Below are 18,389 nucleotides of genomic sequence, written 5' to 3'. Positions count from 1 at the left end.
TCAAGCGACGGCAACGACGTCGAGAATGCGCTGCACCACGCGGTCCTGGTCGATGCCGGCTGCTTCAGCCTCGAACGACAGAATGATGCGGTGGCGCAGCACGTCGAACAGCACCGCCTGGATGTCTTCCGGGCTGACGAAGTCGCGACCGGCCAGCCAGGCGTGGGCCCGGGCGCAGCGGTCCAGCGCAATCGAGCCACGGGGGCTGGCGCCGTAGGCAATCCACTCGGCCATTTCCGGGTCGAACTTGGCCGGGGTGCGAGTGGCCATGACCAGTTGCACGAGGTATTCCTCCACCGCGTCGGCCATGTACAGGCCGAGGATTTCCTTGCGTGCGGCGAAGATCGCCTGCTGGCTGACCCGGCGCTCGGGCTTGGTTTCGCCGTTGAGGGCTTCGCCACGGGCCTGCTGCAGGATGCGGCGCTCGACGGCGGCATCGGGGAAGCCGATTTTCACGTGCATCAGGAAGCGGTCGAGCTGGGCTTCGGGCAACGGGTAGGTGCCTTCCTGCTCGATCGGGTTTTGCGTGGCCATTACCAGAAACAGTGGCGACAGCTCATAGGTACTGCGCCCCACACTCACCTGGCGCTCGGCCATGGCTTCAAGCAAGGCCGACTGCACCTTGGCCGGGGCACGGTTGATTTCGTCCGCCAGCACCAGGTTATGGAAGATCGGGCCTTGCTGGAACACGAAGCTGCCGGTTTCCGGACGATAGATCTCGGTGCCGGTGATGTCGGCGGGCAGCAGGTCGGGGGTGAACTGGATGCGATGGAACTGTGCTTCGATCCCTTCGGCAAGCTCCTTGATGGCCTTGGTCTTGGCCAGCCCGGGAGCGCCTTCAACCAGCATATGACCATCGGCGAGCAGGGCAATGAGCAAGCGCTCGATGAGTTTTTCCTGGCCGAGAATCTGCGTTGAAAGAAAGGTTCGCAGCGCAAGCAGCGCTTCACGATGTTCCATCGATGACGGTTCCTGGAGAGGTGAGCCCCGGGCGTTGTTAAAAACGCCAGGGCCTGGGGGGCTTACTTTAATGCATCAGAGGGTGCGGCGACTAACGGCGCAGGGGGTATTTTTTGGGAATTGTGGGAAATGTCCGAGGTTTTTGCCGGCTGGCACCTACCTTTGTGGCGAGGGAGCTTGCTCCCGCTGGGTTGCGCAGCAGCCCCAATAAGGCGGCCAAGTTTTTCCAGACAGAGCGCAGTTGACTGGTTTGGGGCCGCTTCGCAGCCCAGCGGGAGCAAGCTCCCTCGCCACATTGAGCCGTCTTGGCTTCTAGATCCGGATATAGGTCCCGGTGCCCTTGAGAATGTTCTGCAAGGTTTCTTCCACTTCGGCCAGATCCGACTCGGCGGTGCCGTGGGTAATTTCCAGGTGGTCGCTGCCGGCCAAGGCATCGGCGTCCGCTGCGCCAATCTCTACCAACAACGTCGTGGCACTCAGCGTGATCTTCAGCCCGTCCAGGGTCGACGGCTCGTAATCCCAGGTAATTTCCACCTCGTCCTCATCCGGATAACGGGTGACCATGAACATCTCGCCCTTGTCGCCGTGGCAGCAGAGCATGGCCATGTTGTCTTCTTCGTCATCGCACGGGTTGACGATCAGGTGGGCGGTGGTCAGTTGCAGTGGCATGGTTAATCCTGTCTGGGGGAGGGCGAAGCAGGGCAATTGTGCCATTGCGGCGAATTTTGTGCTGCATCGTGTGTCAGACCTTGTGGCATGACCTGACGGGCTATATCAGTCATTTCCGGTACTCGGCGCCTCGGGATTTCTCCGAAAACACCCGGTTGCCCAAGTCGCAACCCGCCAGCAGCGTGCCGATGACCGAATATGTCGCAGCGTCGCAAGCAGCACGCTTCCTACACTCGTTAAGCTGCGCAACGGATGTGCCTCGCCAGGAGTCTGACCTGCCCGTCGTACCGTCGCCTGGCTGGCAGCACATCTTATGGAAGTTGAATGTGACCTCATTGTCTTGTCCAGCTTCACCCACCTGTCACTCTGAATTCGTTACTGTAGACCGCGAACAGAGCTGACGGTCTCCCCGCAAGGGGATAACACGCGACGCTTCCATCAATAACAAGCCCAAGCGGAGTACCACAGATGGCGTTCTTCACCGCAGCCAGCAAAGCCGACTTCCAGCACCAACTGCAAGCGGCACTGGCGCAGCACATCAGTGAACAGGCACTGCCACAAGTGGCGCTGTTCGCTGAACAATTCTTCGGCATCATTTCCCTGGATGAACTGACCCAGCGTCGCTTGTCCGACCTGGCCGGTTGCACCCTGTCTGCCTGGCGCCTGCTTGAGCGCTTTGATCACACCCAACCGCAAGTGCGGGTCTACAACCCCGATTACGAACGTCACGGCTGGCAATCGACCCACACGGCGGTCGAAGTGCTGCACCACGACCTGCCCTTCCTGGTGGACTCGGTGCGTACCGAGCTGAATCGCCGTGGCTACAGCATCCACACCCTGCAAACCACCGTGCTCAGCGTGCGTCGTGGCAAGAAGGGCGAGCTGCTGGAAATCCTGCCCAAAGGCACCCAGGGCGAAGACGTTCAGCAAGAATCGCTGATGTACCTGGAAATCGACCGCTGCGCCAACGCCGCCGAGCTGAATGTCCTGAGCAAGGAACTTGAGCAGGTACTGGGCGAAGTGCGCGTTGCCGTTGCCGATTTCGAACCGATGAAAGCCAAGGTCCAGGAACTGCTGGCCGGTATCGACGCCAGCTCCTACGTGATCGACGGCGAAGAAAAAGCCGAGATCAAGAGCTTCCTGGAATGGCTGGTGGGCAACCACTTCACCTTCCTGGGCTATGAAGAGTTTGTGGTACGTGACGAGGCGGATGGCGGTCATATCGAATATGACGCCAACTCGTTCCTCGGTCTGACCAAACTGCTGCGCCCAGGCCTCACCGCCGACGACCTGCGCATCGAAGACTACGCGGTGAACTACCTGCGTGAACCGGCCGTGCTGTCGTTCGCCAAGGCCGCTCACCCAAGCCGCGTGCACCGCCCGGCCTACCCGGACTACGTGTCGATCCGCCAGATCGATGCCGACGGCAAGGTCATCAAGGAATGCCGCTTCATGGGCCTCTACACCTCTTCGGTGTACGGCGAAAGCGTGCGGGTGATCCCGTATATCCGCCGCAAGGTCACGGAAATCGAGCGTCGCTCGGGCTTCCAGGCCAAGGCGCATTTGGGCAAGGAACTGGCCCAGGTGGTCGAGGTTCTGCCCCGTGACGATCTGTTCCAGACCCCGGTGGACGAGCTGTTCAGCACCGTGATGTCGATCGTGCAGATCCAGGAACGCAACAAGATCCGCGTGTTCCTGCGCAAAGACCCGTACGGCCGCTTCTGCTACTGCCTGGCCTACGTGCCACGCGACATCTATTCCACCGAAGTGCGCCAGAAGATCCAGCAAGTGCTGATGGATCGCCTGAAAGCCTCGGACTGCGAGTTCTGGACCTTCTTCTCCGAATCCGTACTGGCTCGCGTCCAGCTGATTCTGCGGGTAGACCCGAAGAACCGCCTGGACATCGACCCGCTGCAACTGGAAAAAGAAGTGGTGCAGGCCTGCCGCAGCTGGCAGGACGACTACTCCAGCCTGGTGGTGGAAAGCTTTGGCGAGGCCCATGGCACCAACGTGCTGGCGGATTTCCCGAAAGGCTTCCCGGCCGGCTACCGTGAGCGCTTCGCCGCGCATTCGGCCGTGGTCGACATGCAGCACTTGCTCAGCCTGACCGAAGCCAACCCGCTGGTGATGAGCTTCTACCAGCCGCTGGGCCAGGTTTCCGGCCAGCGCGAGCTGCACTGCAAGCTGTATCACGCCGACACCCCGCTGGCGCTGTCCGACGTGCTGCCGATCCTGGAAAACCTCGGCCTGCGTGTACTGGGTGAATTCCCGTACCGCCTGCGTCATGCCAATGGCCGCGAGTTCTGGATTCACGATTTCGCGTTCACCGCCGCCGAAGGCCTGAACCTCGACATCCAGCAGCTCAACGACACCCTGCAGGACGCGTTCGTGCACATCGTCAACGGCGATGCCGAGAACGATGCGTTCAACCGCCTGGTACTGACCGCCGGCCTGCCATGGCGCGACGTGGCGTTGCTGCGTGCCTACGCCCGCTACCTGAAGCAGATTCGCCTGGGCTTCGACCTGGGTTACATCGCCAGCACCTTGAACAACCACACCGACATCGCCCGCGAGTTGACCCGGTTGTTCAAGACCCGTTTCTACCTGGCGCGCAAGCTGACCGCCGAAGACCTGGAAGACAAGCAGCAACGCCTGGAACAGGCCATTCTGACCGCCCTGGACGACGTTCAGGTGCTCAACGAAGACCGCATCCTGCGTCGCTACCTGGACCTGATCAAGGCCACCCTGCGGACCAACTTCTACCAGGCGGATGCCAACGGTCAGAACAAGTCGTACTTCAGCTTCAAGTTCAACCCGCACACGATTCCTGAATTGCCGAAGCCGGTGCCGAAGTTTGAAATCTTCGTCTACTCGCCACGGGTTGAAGGCGTGCACCTGCGCTTTGGTAACGTCGCTCGCGGCGGCCTGCGCTGGTCCGATCGTGAAGAAGACTTCCGTACCGAAGTGCTGGGCCTGGTAAAAGCCCAGCAGGTGAAGAACTCGGTCATCGTGCCGGTGGGCGCGAAGGGCGGCTTCCTGCCGCGTCGCCTGCCGTTGGGCGGCAGCCGGGACGAGATCGCGGCCGAGGGCATCGCCTGCTACCGCATCTTCATTTCCGGCCTGCTGGACATCACCGACAACCTGAAAGACGGCGCCCTGGTGCCACCGTTGAACGTGGTGCGCCACGACAACGATGACCCGTACCTGGTGGTAGCAGCGGACAAGGGCACTGCGACCTTCTCCGACATCGCCAACGGCATCGCCATCGACTACGGCTTCTGGCTGGGTGACGCATTCGCGTCCGGTGGTTCTGCCGGTTACGACCACAAGAAAATGGGCATCACCGCCAAGGGCGCGTGGGTGGGCGTGCAGCGTCACTTCCGTGAGCGCGGCATCAACGTCCAGCAAGACAGCATCACCGTGGTGGGCGTGGGCGACATGGCCGGCGACGTGTTCGGCAACGGCCTGTTGATGTCCGACAAGCTGCAACTGGTCGCGGCCTTCAACCACCTGCACATCTTCATCGATCCAAACCCGACCCCGGCCAACAGCTTCGCTGAACGTCAGCGCCTGTTCGACCTGCCGCGCTCGGCCTGGACCGACTACGACACCAGCATCATGTCGGAAGGCGGTGGTATCTTCTCGCGCAGCGCGAAGAGCATTGCCATCTCGCCACAGATGAAAGAACGCTTCGACATCCAGGCCGACAAGCTGACCCCGACCGAACTGCTCAACGCCTTGCTCAAGGCGCCGGTGGACCTGTTGTGGAACGGCGGTATCGGTACCTACGTCAAGGCCAGCACCGAGAGCCACGCCGACGTGGGCGACAAGGCCAACGACGCCCTGCGCGTGAATGGCAACGAACTGCGCTGCAAGGTGGTGGGCGAGGGCGGTAACCTCGGCATGACCCAATTGGGTCGTGTGGAATTCGGCCTCAATGGCGGCGGTTCGAACACCGACTTCATCGACAACGCCGGCGGTGTGGACTGCTCCGACCACGAAGTGAACATCAAGATCCTGCTCAACGAAGTGGTGCAGGCCGGTGACATGACCGACAAGCAGCGCAACCAGTTGCTGGCGAGCATGACCGACGAAGTCGGCAGCCTGGTGTTGGGCAACAACTACAAGCAAACCCAAGCCCTGTCCCTGGCTGCCCGCAAAGCGTTTGAGCGAGCAGCCGAGTACAAGCGCCTGATGAGCGACCTGGAAGGCCGTGGCAAGCTGGACCGCGCCATCGAGTACCTGCCTTCGGAAGATCAACTGACCGAGCGTGCCGCCACCGGTAAGGGCCTGACCCGGCCGGAGCTGTCGGTACTGATCTCCTACAGCAAGATCGACCTCAAGGAAGCGCTGCTCAAATCCCTGGTACCGGATGACGACTACCTGACCCGTGACATGGAGACCGCATTCCCGCCGAGCCTGGTGGCCAAGTTCTCCGAAGCCATGCGTCGCCACCGTCTGAAGCGCGAGATCGTCAGCACCCAGATCGCCAACGACCTGGTCAACCACATGGGCATCACCTTCGTTCAGCGACTCAAAGAGTCCACCGGCATGAGCCCGGCGAACGTGGCCGGTGCCTACGTGATCGTGCGTGACATCTTCCACCTCCCGCACTGGTTCCGTCAGATCGAAGCCCTGGACCACCAGGTCTCGGCTGAAGTGCAGCTGGCATTGATGGACGAACTGATGCGCCTGGGCCGCCGTGCCACACGCTGGTTCCTGCGCAGCCGTCGCAACGAGCAGGATGCTGCCCGTGACGTCGCGCACTTCGGTCCGCACCTGGCGGCGTTGGGCCTCAAGCTCGACGAACTGCTGGAAGGCCCGACCCGCGAAGGCTGGCAGAACCGTTACCAGGCGTATGTCGAAGCCGGTGTACCGGAGCTGTTGGCGCGCATGGTGGCGGGCACCACGCACCTGTACACCTTGCTGCCGATCATCGAAGCGGCTGACGTTACCGGTCAGAGCGCTGCGGATGTGGCCAAGGCGTACTTCGCCGTGGGTAGCGCCCTGGACTTGCCGTGGTACCTGCAGCAGATCAGCGATCTGCCGGTGGGCAACAACTGGCAGGCCCAGGCGCGTGAAGCCTTCCGCGATGACGTGGACTGGCAGCAACGGGCGATCACCATCAAGGTTCTGCAAATGGCCGATGCGCCAGAAAACATGGAAGCCCGCGTGGCCCTGTGGCTTGAGCAGAACGCGAGCATGGTGGAGCGCTGGCGCGCGATGATGGTGGAGATTCGTGCTGCGGTGGGCACGGACTACGCCATGTACGCGGTGGCCAACCGTGAGTTGCTGGATTTGGCGTTGAGCGGTCAGTCGGTGCTGTAACGGGACTGATTGAGCGGTAAAACAAAAAGCCCGGTATCGAAAGATGCCGGGCTTTTTTGTGCACATTGATTGGGGGCTTGGTTAACCCTGTGGCGAGGGGGCTTGTCCCCCGTTGGGCTGCGTAGCAGCCCCATTCCAGTCACCCTATTTATCAGGAAAAATGCGTGTGCGGGTTTAGGGCCGCTACGCAGCCCAACGGGGGACAAGCCCCCTCACCACAAGTTAGCGGTGCTCCTGATGGCTGCGCAGTAATTTGGCTTCCAGGTGGTCCAGATGTCGGGTCATCAAGGTGACGGCGGTACCGGCATCGCCTTGCTCCACCGCATCCACAATCGCCATGTGCTCCTGCCACGCGCAATACGTGCAGGCCTTGGCCTCAAACTGCGCAATCGCCAACGAGGTCAACGGCACCAGGCTGTTGAGAAACTGCGCCAGCGGCGCGTTACCGGCAATCGCCGCCAGTTGCAGGTGAAACTCTCCGGAAAGGCGAATCGCCGGCCCGCGTTGGTCCCGCTCGATGCATTCCCGCTCCCGCGCAATCAACTCACGCAACTGCCGCACCTGTGCTGGTTTCGCATTGGCACATGCCAACTGCACCACGGTGATTTCCGTCAGGCGTCGGGCCTCAAGAATTTGCCGGGTTTGTTGGGCATCGGGCGCCGCCACCTGGGCCCGGTGGTTGGGCCGCAGGATGATCACTTGCTGGTGCGACAGCCGCGCCAGCACCCGGCGAATAACGCTGCGGCTGACACCAAAACTCTGGCCGAGGCTTTCCTCGGTAAAACGGCTGGCGGGGGCGATGCGTTGCTCGAGAATGGCGTCGAACAGGGCCGGGTAAATGTCGTCCACCGAGAGCTTCGGCTTGCCCACCAGGCGCAACGGCGTGAATGGGAACGGGGTGTGCAGGGCGTGAGCGGTCATGGGCGGTCTCCAAAAAGTCAGCTACCCAGATGGTCGTCCGGGATGTTCAAGCGAATGCCCATGCGCAAGCCTTCCTGCAGGATATGCCGGCGCATTTCGGCGCTGGCCAGGGCGCTGTTCTTATTGCGGATCGCCCGCACCACGGCGTCGTTTTCCTGCAGGCGTTCCGCCAGGTGTTCGGGGGAATTACGAAGTACCTGGGCACTTTGCTTGAGGGCGTTGCTGGTCTGTTGCACCACGTTCTGGAAGATCGGGTTGGAGGTCAGGGCGAACAGTTCTTCGTGGAACGCGATGTAGGCGTTCATCCCGGCTTCGCTGTCGCCGGCATCGAGGGCTTCGCGCATGTCCATCAGGGTCAGGCGCAGTTGCCCGACTTCCTTGCTGCTGATGGATTGGGCCACCAGGCCGACGATAAAGGGTTCGAGGGTGTAGCGCAGTTGCAGGATGTCTTCGAGGCTGGCCTCGGCCACGCCGCTGTCCTGGGCCTGGGATTCGCTCAGGGTGGCTTCCAGCACCACCACGCCCTTGCCGGGCATGGAGCGCACCAGGCCGAGGGTTTCGAGCACGATCACCGCTTCGCGCAGGCTTGGGCGGCTGATGCCCATTTGCTCGGCCAGTTCACGCTGGCCGGGCAGCATCTCGCCGCGCCGCCACTGACCCCTCGCCAGGGCGGCGCGCAGTTTTTCTACCACTGAATTGACGACGGTTGACGAGGTGATCACGTGTGGCTCCCTTTAAATTGAACTGTCTGCTTTGTGTGGCGAGGGAGCTTGCTCCCGCTGGACTGCGCAGCAGGCCCATTTTTTGGGGCCGCTTCGCGCCCCAGCGGGAGCAAGCTCCCTCGCCACAGGGGGTGAGTCTGTCTCATCAGAACTCTTGGTGGGCGGGCAGCACCGGTTTCTTGGCCTGAAAGGCATACCCGTGTTGCCCGTCCAGCACCTTGTTGGCGCGCTGGATATCGATGTCTTTTTCCCAACGGGCGATGGCCACGGTGGCGACGCAGTTGCCGATCAGGTTGGTCAGCGCCCGGCCAATCCCCATGAACCAGTCCACCGCCAACACCAGTACCAGGCCCACCACCGGAATCGCCGGGATCGCGGTCAGTGTCGCCGCCAGGATCACCAGCGCCGAGCCGGGAATCCCGTGGGCGCCCTTGGAGGTGATCAGCGACACCAGCAGGATGGTCAGCAGGTCGGTCATCGACAGCGGCGTGCCGGTGGCGTTGGCGATAAACACGATGGCCAGGGTCAGGTAGATCGAGAAACCGTCGAGGTTGAACGAGTACCCCGTCGGAATCACCAGGCCCACGGTAGAGCTGCCAATCCCGAGGTGCTCCAGTTTACGCATGATCTGGGGCAACACTGCATCGGAGGACGCGGTGCCCATCACGATCAACAGTTCTTCGCGCAGGTACTTGAGCAGCGGCAGCATCCGCAGGCCCGACAGGCGCATCACCAGGCCGAGAATCACCGCGACGAACAGGAAGCAGGTGAGGTAGAACAGGCCCACCAGGCTGCCCAGGTGTTGCAGGGAGTCCAGGCCGTAGGTGCTGGTGGTGAAGGCGATCGCGCCGAACACGCCGATGGGCGCCAGGCGCACGATCATGCCCATGATGCGAAAGATCACGTGGCTCAGCTCGTTGATCAACCGCGAGATGCCGGAGGCGGCTTCGCCCACCAGGTTCAGGGCGCTGCCGAACAACACGGAGAACAACAGCACTTGCAGCACGTTGTTGTCAGCGAAGGCGCCGATCACCGAATTGGGGATCAGGTCCATCAGGAACTGGCTGGTGCCCTTGATGTGCTGGCCTTTGTCGGCCAGTTCATTCAGACCCGCGGAGGAGAGCTGTTCCAGGTGGATATTGGCGCCAGTGCCGATCCCGGTGCTGAAGGCCATGATCAGGCCAATCACCAGGGCCACGGTGGTCAGCGCTTCGAAGTAGATCACCGACTTGAGGCCGATGCGCCCGACTTTCTTCAAGTCGCCGGCGCCGGAAATACCGCTGACCACCACGCAGAACACGATCAGGCCAATCAGCATCTTGATCAGCTTGATAAAGCCGTCACCCAGGGGTTTGAGTTGCGAGGAGAATTCGGGGAGGGCGAGGCCGCAGATTATGCCGATCACCAGGCCAATCACGACTTGCAGGAAAATCGAACGCGAGCACCATCTGAGCATGGGAAGGATCTCTATTCGGTGCCCTGGTGGGTCCAGGGCTTAATTGTTGTGGTCTGACCGGTATGTCCAGTGCGGGGCCAGTCTACGCTCGGTTTTTTTCCAGCTGCAAGTAAATATTACCGGGATGGCGGGTCCCGGTCTGACCAGTTGGTTCGCAAGGTCGGTGCTTGAGCGGTTGGCGGCCCGGAATTTTTTTCGCTTATCATCCCGGGCTCGGTTCACAAGGTGAGTTATGGATATTCCAGGATTGATAACGGACGCGGCGGGCATCACGAGCTGCACGTGGCGCACGGCGGCGCCGGAGTACCCGCATTACCACGACCACGAGTGGGGCGTGCCGGTGGCCGACGACATTGCGCTGTACGAGAAGATTTGCCTCGAGGGCTTTCAGGCGGGCATGGCGTGGATCACCATCCTGCGCAAGCGCGAGGCGTTTCGCCGGGCGTTCGAGGGCTTTGATTTTCGCCGGGTGGCGCAGTACACCGAGCAGGACATCGAGCGACTGATGGCTGACCGGGGCATCGTGCGCAATCGCGCCAAAATTGTGTCCACTATCAACAACGCCCGGCGCGCCTGTGAGCTGGTGGATGAAACCGGCTCGCTGGCGGCGTGGCTGTGGTCATTTGAACCGGCCGCCGATGAACGTCCGGCGCGGGTCGACCTGGCGTACTGGACGGCCAACCCGACCTCGGCCGCTTCAATACGCTTGTCCAAAGCCCTGAAAAAACGCGGCTGGAGCTACGTGGGGCCGACTACCATGTATGCGTTCATGCAGGCGATGGGCATGGTCAACGACCACCTTGAAGGCTGTGCCTGCCGACCTCGAATCGAACAGCTGCGCCACCATTTCAAACGACCCTGAGCCACTGACTGTGCGCGGTTAAACCTGTGGGAGCGGTGGCGCGGGTTAGTGGGGCAGCGGCGTGAGCACGTCGGCCTTGTCATCCATTACCATCACCACCAGCAATTTCGCCGGTTGGGTCTGGCTGGCATTGCTCGATTCAAAGTGCCGCGAGCCGGCGGGTTCATAGAACGACTGGCCGACCGTGTAGGTGACCGCCTTTTCATCGTTGACCCGCGAGGTGATTGCACCTTCCAGCACATAGGCCACGGCCGTGCCGGTGTGGCTATGGGGCACGGTGGCCTGGCCCGGCGCATAGTCCACGGTGAGCATCACGGTTTTCTTGCCGGGGACGTTGGTCAGGGCGTGTTCCTGCAACACGTTGATCTTTTCCTGGTTGTACACCGGGTCGTGGGCAAAGGCGCTTAACGAGGCCAGCAGCAGGGTGGTGCCGAGCAGTACTTTCATGGCGATGCTTCCGGGAAGTGTTAGACCTCTTCACCCTACGCGCACGCCATGGAGCGACCAATAACCAATCCGCCGGAAAATCCCTCAGCCAATCTCTTGCAGGATGTCGCGCACCTTGTCCAGCGCCGGGTCGATGTCCAGGGTTTCAATGGCGCCGAAACCAATGATCAACCCGTCGCGTACCGGGGCGTCATGGAAGAACACACTCAACGGGTACAGGCCGACTTCGACCTTGCGGGCCAACTCCATCAGCAGTGGGATATTCATCGGCACCTTGCACAGCGCGGCCATATGGAACCCGGCCACGGTGGGCACCGCTTCGAACCACGGCGACAGGTCACCGGCCAGGCGCTTGAGAATGCGCTCCCGGCGTCCCGCGTACACGGTATGGCAGCGACGAATATGCTTGAGCAGATAACCCTCGCTGATGAACTTGGCCAGTGCCCATTGCGGCAGGGTGGAGCTGTGTTGGTCGGTGAGTTGCTTGGCCTTGAGCACCGCGCCAAAAATCGCCGGAGGCAGCACCGCGTAGCCCAGGCGCAGTTCCGGCAACAGGGTTTTCGAGAAGGTCCCGACGTAGGTGACCACCCCCCGGGTGTCCATGCTTTGCAGCGAGTCGGTAGGGCGGCCCTCGTAGCGGAATTCGCTGTCGTAGTCGTCTTCGATGATGATCGCGCCCAGCTCGAATGCCCGCGCCAGCAAGGCCTCGCGACGCGCCAGGCTCATGGGCATGCCGAGGGGGAACTGGTGTGACGGCGTCACATAGATCAGCCGGGTACCGTCGGGAATCCGTTCAACCTGGATGCCCTGTTCGTCGACCGGCACGCCGACTACCGTGGCGCCCACGGCGTTGAACATCAGCCGCGCCGGGGTGTAGCCGGGGTCTTCCATGGCTACGATGCTTCCCGGTTCGAGTACCACGCGGGCGATCAGGTCCAGCGCCTGCTGGGCGCCGTTGGTGACCACGATGTCGGCATCCCGGCATTTGACCCCGCGGGAAAACGCAATATGCCCGGCGATCGCATTGCGCAAAGCCGGCAAACCCTCAGGCTGGCTGTAGTAACCGCTGTTCTGGGCGATGCGGCGCAAGGCGTCCTGGGTGCAGCGGCGCCATTCTTCCTGGGGGAACTGGCTGCGGGTGGTGGCGCCCCCGATAAACTCACAACGCAAGGTGCCGTCCCGGGTCGGGTGGCGCATGGGGGAGGGCAGTGATTGCCACTTGGCGAGGTTGGCGGCACAGGCCAGGTCTGTAGCGGTTTGCAAACGCTCGGAGCGCGGCGCCCGGGCGTTGACGAAGGTGCCACGGCCGATCTTGCCCACCAGCAGGCCTTCGTAGGTCAGCGTGGCGTAGGTGTCGGACACCGTCTTGCGCGACACGCCCAATTGCTCGGCCAACAGCCGGCTGGGTGGCAGCTGCGCGCCGGCCGCCAGTTGTCCCGACTCAATGGCCGCGCGCAGTTGCTGGTAAAGCTGTTCGGCCAGATCCTTGCGGCCGTTGATGACGACGTGCAGTTCCATGTTTCATCCAGAGGCGATCGATCCCTGGCAAGGTTACCCGTAACCGTCGCGGCCCGGTATCGCCAAAATGGTCCCCTCATAAACCGGTCATTTGGCTATAGGCCTTATGCCGCGTGGCCTTTAGGCTGGGCCGTCATTGCATTTGCCACTGGGGCCATACCGATGGAAGCTCGCCTGGATTACTACACCGCCTCGCCACAAGCGCTCAAGGGCATGCTGATGCTGGAAGCGGCGACCTTTGGCTTGTCCATCGAAAAGCCCTTGCTGGAGCTGATCAGGATCCGCGTTTCGCAGCTCAATCAATGCGGATTCTGCACGGACATGCACTCGATGGCGGCTCGCCAGCGCGGGGAGAGCGAGCGGCGGCTATTCGCCTTGTGCGTGTGGCGAGACTCGCCGTTTTTTAACCCGAGGGAGAAGGCTGCCCTGGCCTGGAGCGAGTCGGTGGCTACGCTGCCGACCTCCCGTGTGCCGGACGAATTATTCGCGGCGATGCGCGTGGAATTCAGCGAGCAGGAGCTGGTGGACCTGACCATGGCGGTGTCCAGTATCAGTGCCTGGAACCGCCTGGCCGTAGGGTTTCGCCAGCAACCGCCGAACGATTGATCAGGACAGGAAACCACCGTCCACGTTCAGCGATATACCCGTGGTGTAGCTTGATGCGTCACTGGCCAGGTACAGCACCGCGCCGGCCATTTCGCTCGGGTCGGCCACGCGCTTGAGGGGAATCTGGGCCAGGGCCATTTTCAGGATCGAGTCGTTTTTCACCAGCGCCGAGGCGAACTTGGTGTCGGTCAGGCCCGGCAGCAGCGCGTTGCAACGAATGCCGAACGGCGCGCATTCCTTGGCGAAGACCTTGGTCATGTTGATCACAGCGGCTTTGGTCACCGAGTAGATGCCCTGGAACACGCCCGGCGAAATCCCGTTGATCGACGCCACGTTGATGATGCTGCCGCCGCCGTTCTCGCGCATCAGCTTGCCGGCTTCCACCGACATGAAGAAGTAGCCGCGAATGTTCACGTCGACGGTCTTCTGGAACGCGCCGAGGTCGGTGTCCAGCACGTTGCAGAACTGCGGGTTGGTGGCGGCGTTGTTGACCAGGATATCCAGGCGGCCGAACTGTTCGCGGATCGCGGCAAACACGCTGGTGATCTGCTCCATTTCACCAATGTGGCAGGCAATGGCCGTGGCCTTGCCGCCGTCGGCGATGATCGCGTCGGCCACGTGCTGGCAGCCGTCGATCTTGCGGCTCGACACGATCACGTGGGCGCCTTGTTGGGCGAGCAACTTGGCGATGGCCTCACCGATACCGCGGCTGGCGCCGGAAACGAAAGCGATCTTGCCGTCGAGGTCGAACAGTTGAGTCTTGGACATGGTTTTTCCTTGAAGAGGGTCAGAGGGAAGACTGTTTGATGACATTCAGGCTCATCTGCTCCAGCAGCTTGTTCATGTGAATGAACTGTGCAAAGCGTTTGTCCTGGGTCTGGCCATGGAAGAAGCGGTAGTAGATCTGCTGCACGATGCCGGCCAGGCGGAACAGGCCGTAGGTGTAGTAGAAATCGAAGTTGTCGATCCGGATCCCGGAGCGCTCGGCGTAGTAGTCGACGAACTGGCGGCGGGTGAGCATGCCGGGGGCGTTGCTCGGCTGGCGACGCATCAGTTGTACCGGCGCCGGGTCGGCCGCTTCGATCCAGTAGGCGAGGGTGTTGCCCAGGTCCATCAGCGGGTCGCCGAGGGTGGTCAGTTCCCAGTCCAGCACACCGATGATTTGCATCGGGTTATGCGGGTCGAGGATCACGTTGTCGAAGCGGTAGTCGTTGTGGACGATGCTCGACGTGGGGTGGTCGGCCGGCATCTTGTCGTTGAGCCAGGCACGTACCGCTTCCCAGCTTGGCGCGTCGGGGGTCAGGGCTTTCTCGTAGCGGTCGCTCCAGCCGCGAATCTGCCGCTCCACGTAACCTTCAGGCTTGCCCAGGTCGGCCAGGCCGCAGGCGGTGTAGTCCACCTGGTGCAGCTCGACGAACTTGTCGATAAAGCTTTTGCACAGGGCTTCGGTTTTCGTCGCATCCAGGCCCAGCTCGGGCGGCAGGTCCGAGCGCAGGATGATGCCGTTGACGCGCTCCATCACGTAGAACTCGGCACCGATCACCGACTCGTCGGTGCAGTGCACGTAGGCCTTGGGGCAGTACGGGAAACCGTCCTTGAGCTGGTTGAGAATCCGGTATTCGCGGCCCATGTCGTGGGCGGACTTGGCCTTGTGGCCAAAGGGTGGGCGACGCAGCACGAATTCCTGGCCGGGGTATTCCAGCAGATACGTGAGGTTGGAGGCGCCTCCCGGGAACTGGCTGATCTTGACGCTGCCGCTCAAGCCCGGAATATGGGCCTTGAGGTAGGGATCGATGAGGCTGGCATCAAGTTCTTCGCCGGGGCGAATCTGGGTCGATTGGTCATTAAGCGCCATGCTTATCCCTTCTGCTTATTCTTAAGGCCTTGGACTATTGGCTAATCTAATGCGCGCAGCCGCCACGCCACAAGGTTGGGGCGGCTTAATAGGTTAGCGTGTTGGCCGATGATCAGCGGGCTTGATGTGCTCAGATCACCAGAATTGCACGCCCGCTGGGGTTGCAGGACAGGTTGGCACCGATCTCGACTTTTGCCAGGTCGATGCCCAGGCCGGCGAGCAGGTTGTTGACCAGCGGGTCGAGGAGTGGGCTGAGCAGACCGGAGATCGTGGTGCTGACGAGGTTGAGCACGGTCGTTAACAGCCCCACGACCAGGCTCAGCACCAACCCCAGAAGCCCGCCTTTAGTCGGGGGATGGTTGATCAGCTGGATACCGTTGAGGGTATTGCTCAGGCTGCCCACGACGTTGTTGGAACTGAAACTGAAGTAATCCGGCGGGCTTGCGACTTCAGGTGGCGACAGGTAGGTATGGTTTCGGGTGGTCTTGGCCACGCTGCTGTCGATCTTCAGGCTGATACCGCCGACGGCATACGGCTCCCGGTCACACACACCCTTGCTGCAGGTTTTTTCGCCCAGGTCCAGCAGCGCAAATTCGTTGACCTTCAGTGGTTCAGTGGAGGAAAACAGGTTCTTTGGATCGATCTGGCCCACCATCAACCGCACGGCAGAGGTGGTGCCCACAACGGACAACGATTTGTCCGCAGCGCTCGTACAGCTGTAGCCGGTGACGCTGCTGCTGCCGCTGGCAGCCTCCAGGGCAACATCAATTTGCGAGCCGATGGCCGGGTCCAGGAATCCGCCCAACAAGCCACCCACCAGCCCTGTTATGGCGCTGATAATTCCGTTCAGTCCGTCGATTACCGGCAGTTTGACGGAGATCAACGTCCTGACTTGCGCGGTCCTGACATAGATCGGCTGGGTGGCGATCAGCTTGGGATTGCCAATGGCGGAAACCTGCGCCGGTTCAATCACCTTGGTCTTGACCGTGATATTCAGCAGGCCCAATACATCGATCGGCAACTCCACCGCCACGGCGTTGTACTTGTTCGACAGTTGCACAAACCCCTGAATCAGATTGAACAGTTGCAGGTTGACGTCCAGGGCGCTCTTGTCGGTGCCGTTCTGGATGGTCAGCAGGTCGCCCAGGTGCAGGATCTTCGTGCCGGGGGCAATCAGCTTGATCGCTTCCAGGTTATTGATCACCACCTTGACCGCATCGCCCCCCAGCTTGAGCACATCAATCGCAGCTTGAATCAGGTCGCCGACGCTGGCGTCGGTCTTGAGCAGTTCGTCGTAGTTGCCCGCGCTGACGTTAAGCCGAATCGCCAGGGCGTCCAGGTAACCGAGCAGGTTGATATTGGCCTTGATCAAACCCTCCCAGCCCAATGCGTCGAGTTGCAACTTGCCCCCCAGCAGCCCACCGATCAAGGCGTTGAGCGCTGCGGATTTGGTGCTGTCCACGGTCAATAGCGTGCTGCGGATGGTCAGCACGGCCACCGGTGGCGCGGGTACTGCGGCCACGGCCACGGCGCGCAATTGGATTGTCGGGTCGAACGCTCCCGGGGAGAACAACATGAAGAGGCCGTTGGCGATGCTGGTGGCCACGCGATGAGTGGCGATGACCTGAATCGCATCGGCCTTGGAGGGGTTGGGGCTGAAGGCACGCATGAAGTCAGCCCCGGTCACCAGGGTGCCACAGGCGGTGCTGAGGGAACGGTTGTTGTCGATCGGGAAGTCATTGCGGGCCGCGCTTTGGATGGCGAATTGTGCGGCGTTGGTATTCGGCGTGATGCAAGCGCCGCCGCGAGTCACCACCTCCAGCGCTGCGGTGTCGGCCACGCGTTGCAACTTGCGCTTTTCCAGGTACAGCCGGCCGCTGTCGACCACCAGCAACAAGAATAACAGCGCGATCCCGAGGGTCATCGCGCCCATCAATCCTATCGCGCCGCGTTGGCGCGCCGGTCCGGGTCCATGGCAAACCATCCTGCGTTCCTTCGCCGGTCCAGTACCGGCGTCCTGAGCATCCCCGCAGGCAGTGTAGTCAGGATTTGGATGATTGCTGGCTACTGGCCATTATTTTTTGGGCGGCAATATCACGGGCGTCAGCACGGGGCGGCCAGCAAAGTATTCCAGCAGGTTGTCCGCTACGCGCTGCACAGTGTCATGGGCCGCCTCCGGTGACAGGCCGGCGACGTGGGGCGTGAGCACGGTGTTGCTGAGGTGCTTGAGGGCGTCCGGTACTTTGGGTTCATCGTCGAACACATCCAGTGCCGCGCCGCCGATGCGGCGTTGCTCCAGGGCGGTAATCAGGTCGGCGGTGACCACCACGCTGCCGCGGCCAATGTTCACCAGGAAGCCGTTGGGCCCCAGCGCGTCGAGGGCCTGGCGGTCGATCAAATGGCGCGTGCTGGCGCCGCCCGGCGTGGCCAGGATCAGAAAGTCCGAGGCCCGCGCCAGTTCTACGGCGGTGGCGCAGTAGGTGTAGTCCACATCATCGCGGGGCTGGCGGTTGTGATAACTCACCTCCATGCCAAACCCCAGGGCCGCGCGTTTGGCGATCTCCAGGCCCACGGCGCCCAGCCCGAGAATGCCCAACTGTTTGCCGGCCAGGGAAGGGCGCATCACCTTGGGCCATTCGCTGCGCCGTATCGCCGCGTCTGCCCGGGGAATGTCACGCACCAGCGAGAGCAACAGGGCCATGGCATGGTCGGCCACCGACGGCGCATTCACGCCGGCGCCATTGGTGACCACAATGCCCCGGTTGCTGGCGGCTTGCAGGTCTACATGTTCATAACCGGCGCCGATCACACAGATGATCTCCAGCGCCGGCAGCGCGGCGATTTCCTCGGCGTACAGGCCCAATGGGCCACGGGTCAGCACGGCCTGGATCTGCCCACCGTGGGTCTTGATCGCCTTGGCGCGTTCGGCGGGGGTTGGCGCGAGGATCACGTGAAAGCCGTTGCCTTCGATGATCGGCAGGTAGTCGTTGATGGTTTCAACCAGGACCAGAACGGTAACGGGCATGCGAGGGCTCTTCCTGAAGG

At 61.8% G+C, this 18,389-nt stretch carries 14 protein-coding genes; 3 read left to right on the top strand and 11 right to left on the bottom strand.

Annotated features, from left to right (window positions below; translation table 11 throughout):
- A complete protein-coding gene (locus MUM_RS0119375) occupies positions 1-960 on the bottom strand; it encodes an AAA family ATPase (protein WP_003218556.1) in 960 nt (319 codons plus the stop codon).
- Between the two features lie 312 nt (positions 961-1,272).
- The gene (locus tag MUM_RS0119370; protein WP_010173053.1) at positions 1,273-1,629 is read right to left on the bottom strand and encodes a hypothetical protein; all 357 of its coding nucleotides are present in this window, start codon (positions 1,627-1,629) and stop codon (positions 1,273-1,275) included.
- 468 nt (positions 1,630-2,097) lie between these two features.
- On the opposite strand from MUM_RS0119370, the gene MUM_RS0119365 reads away from it, so the two are divergent.
- On the top strand, positions 2,098-6,957 hold the full coding sequence (locus tag MUM_RS0119365) for an NAD-glutamate dehydrogenase (protein WP_010173051.1): 4,860 nt from the start codon (positions 2,098-2,100) through the stop codon (positions 6,955-6,957).
- Between the two features lie 222 nt (positions 6,958-7,179).
- Here the strand turns inward: MUM_RS0119365 and MUM_RS0119360 are convergent, their stop codons facing one another.
- From MUM_RS0119360 to MUM_RS0119350, 3 genes are all read right to left on the bottom strand, one after another.
- Positions 7,180-7,878 (bottom strand): GntR family transcriptional regulator, encoded by a 699-nt coding sequence (locus MUM_RS0119360; RefSeq protein WP_010173049.1) that lies wholly within the window; start codon positions 7,876-7,878, stop codon positions 7,180-7,182.
- Positions 7,879-7,895: 17 nt separating this feature from the next.
- A complete protein-coding gene (locus MUM_RS0119355) occupies positions 7,896-8,600 on the bottom strand; it encodes a FadR/GntR family transcriptional regulator (protein WP_010173047.1) in 705 nt (234 codons plus the stop codon).
- 145 nt (positions 8,601-8,745) lie between these two features.
- Positions 8,746-10,056, bottom strand: a complete 1,311-nt coding sequence (locus MUM_RS0119350) for a C4-dicarboxylate transporter DctA (RefSeq protein ID WP_010173045.1) — start codon at positions 10,054-10,056, stop codon at positions 8,746-8,748.
- A 232-nt stretch (positions 10,057-10,288) separates the two neighbouring features.
- On the opposite strand from MUM_RS0119350, the gene MUM_RS0119345 reads away from it, so the two are divergent.
- The gene (locus tag MUM_RS0119345) at positions 10,289-10,918 is read left to right on the top strand and encodes a DNA-3-methyladenine glycosylase I (RefSeq protein WP_029616007.1); all 630 of its coding nucleotides are present in this window, start codon (positions 10,289-10,291) and stop codon (positions 10,916-10,918) included.
- 45 nt (positions 10,919-10,963) lie between these two features.
- On the opposite strand, the gene MUM_RS0119340 is transcribed toward MUM_RS0119345, so the two are convergent.
- Positions 10,964-11,365, bottom strand: coding sequence for a cupin domain-containing protein (locus MUM_RS0119340; protein WP_010173040.1), 402 nt, complete (start codon positions 11,363-11,365; stop codon positions 10,964-10,966).
- Between the two features lie 84 nt (positions 11,366-11,449).
- Positions 11,450-12,883 carry a MocR-like pyridoxine biosynthesis transcription factor PdxR gene (gene pdxR / locus MUM_RS0119335; protein WP_010173039.1) on the bottom strand — a complete coding sequence of 478 codons (1,434 nt, stop codon included), beginning with the start codon at positions 12,881-12,883 and terminating at the stop codon, positions 11,450-11,452.
- A gap of 162 nt (positions 12,884-13,045) precedes the next feature.
- Here pdxR and MUM_RS0119330 point away from each other — a divergent pair, with 162 nt between their 5' ends.
- On the top strand, positions 13,046-13,489 hold the full coding sequence (locus tag MUM_RS0119330; RefSeq protein ID WP_010173037.1) for a carboxymuconolactone decarboxylase family protein: 444 nt from the start codon (positions 13,046-13,048) through the stop codon (positions 13,487-13,489).
- Here MUM_RS0119330 and MUM_RS0119325 read toward each other — a convergent pair whose 3' ends face one another.
- The 4 genes from MUM_RS0119325 to MUM_RS0119310 form a co-directional block, all read right to left on the bottom strand.
- A complete protein-coding gene (locus MUM_RS0119325) occupies positions 13,490-14,257 on the bottom strand; it encodes an SDR family oxidoreductase (RefSeq protein ID WP_010173034.1) in 768 nt (255 codons plus the stop codon).
- A 19-nt stretch (positions 14,258-14,276) separates the two neighbouring features.
- Positions 14,277-15,344, bottom strand: a complete 1,068-nt coding sequence (locus MUM_RS0119320; protein ID WP_010173032.1) for a phosphotransferase family protein — start codon at positions 15,342-15,344, stop codon at positions 14,277-14,279.
- A 130-nt stretch (positions 15,345-15,474) separates the two neighbouring features.
- Complete coding sequence (locus MUM_RS0119315) at positions 15,475-17,328, bottom strand: pilus assembly protein TadG-related protein (RefSeq protein WP_032881992.1); 1,854 nt, start codon at positions 17,326-17,328, stop codon at positions 15,475-15,477.
- Positions 17,329-17,418: 90 nt separating this feature from the next.
- The gene (locus tag MUM_RS0119310; protein WP_010173028.1) at positions 17,419-18,369 is read right to left on the bottom strand and encodes a 2-hydroxyacid dehydrogenase; all 951 of its coding nucleotides are present in this window, start codon (positions 18,367-18,369) and stop codon (positions 17,419-17,421) included.
- Positions 18,370-18,389: the final 20 nt, after the last annotated feature.

It is taken from the genome of Pseudomonas sp. PAMC 25886 (genome assembly GCF_000242655.1).
Classification (GTDB): Bacteria; Pseudomonadota; Gammaproteobacteria; order Pseudomonadales; family Pseudomonadaceae; genus Aquipseudomonas.
Note: the sequence above shows the minus strand (reverse complement) of the source record. Positions and strands in the feature narration are given on the sequence as shown.

Coding starts and splice junctions, on each gene's coding strand:
- MUM_RS0119310 (WP_010173028.1), bottom strand. CDS start 18,369: ATGCCCGTTACCGTTCTGGTCCTGGTTGAAACCATCAACGACTACCTG.
- MUM_RS0119320 (WP_010173032.1), bottom strand. CDS start 15,344: ATGGCGCTTAATGACCAATCGACCCAGATTCGCCCCGGCGAAGAACTT.
- MUM_RS0119350 (WP_010173045.1), bottom strand. CDS start 10,056: ATGCTCAGATGGTGCTCGCGTTCGATTTTCCTGCAAGTCGTGATTGGC.
- MUM_RS0119325 (WP_010173034.1), bottom strand. CDS start 14,257: ATGTCCAAGACTCAACTGTTCGACCTCGACGGCAAGATCGCTTTCGTT.
- MUM_RS0119315 (WP_032881992.1), bottom strand. CDS start 17,328: ATGGTTTGCCATGGACCCGGACCGGCGCGCCAACGCGGCGCGATAGGA.
- pdxR (WP_010173039.1), bottom strand. CDS start 12,883: ATGGAACTGCACGTCGTCATCAACGGCCGCAAGGATCTGGCCGAACAG.
- MUM_RS0119365 (WP_010173051.1), top strand. CDS start 2,098: ATGGCGTTCTTCACCGCAGCCAGCAAAGCCGACTTCCAGCACCAACTG.
- MUM_RS0119375 (WP_003218556.1), bottom strand. CDS start 960: ATGGAACATCGTGAAGCGCTGCTTGCGCTGCGAACCTTTCTTTCAACG.
- MUM_RS0119330 (WP_010173037.1), top strand. CDS start 13,046: ATGGAAGCTCGCCTGGATTACTACACCGCCTCGCCACAAGCGCTCAAG.
- MUM_RS0119370 (WP_010173053.1), bottom strand. CDS start 1,629: ATGCCACTGCAACTGACCACCGCCCACCTGATCGTCAACCCGTGCGAT.
- MUM_RS0119340 (WP_010173040.1), bottom strand. CDS start 11,365: ATGAAAGTACTGCTCGGCACCACCCTGCTGCTGGCCTCGTTAAGCGCC.
- MUM_RS0119360 (WP_010173049.1), bottom strand. CDS start 7,878: ATGACCGCTCACGCCCTGCACACCCCGTTCCCATTCACGCCGTTGCGC.
- MUM_RS0119345 (WP_029616007.1), top strand. CDS start 10,289: ATGGATATTCCAGGATTGATAACGGACGCGGCGGGCATCACGAGCTGC.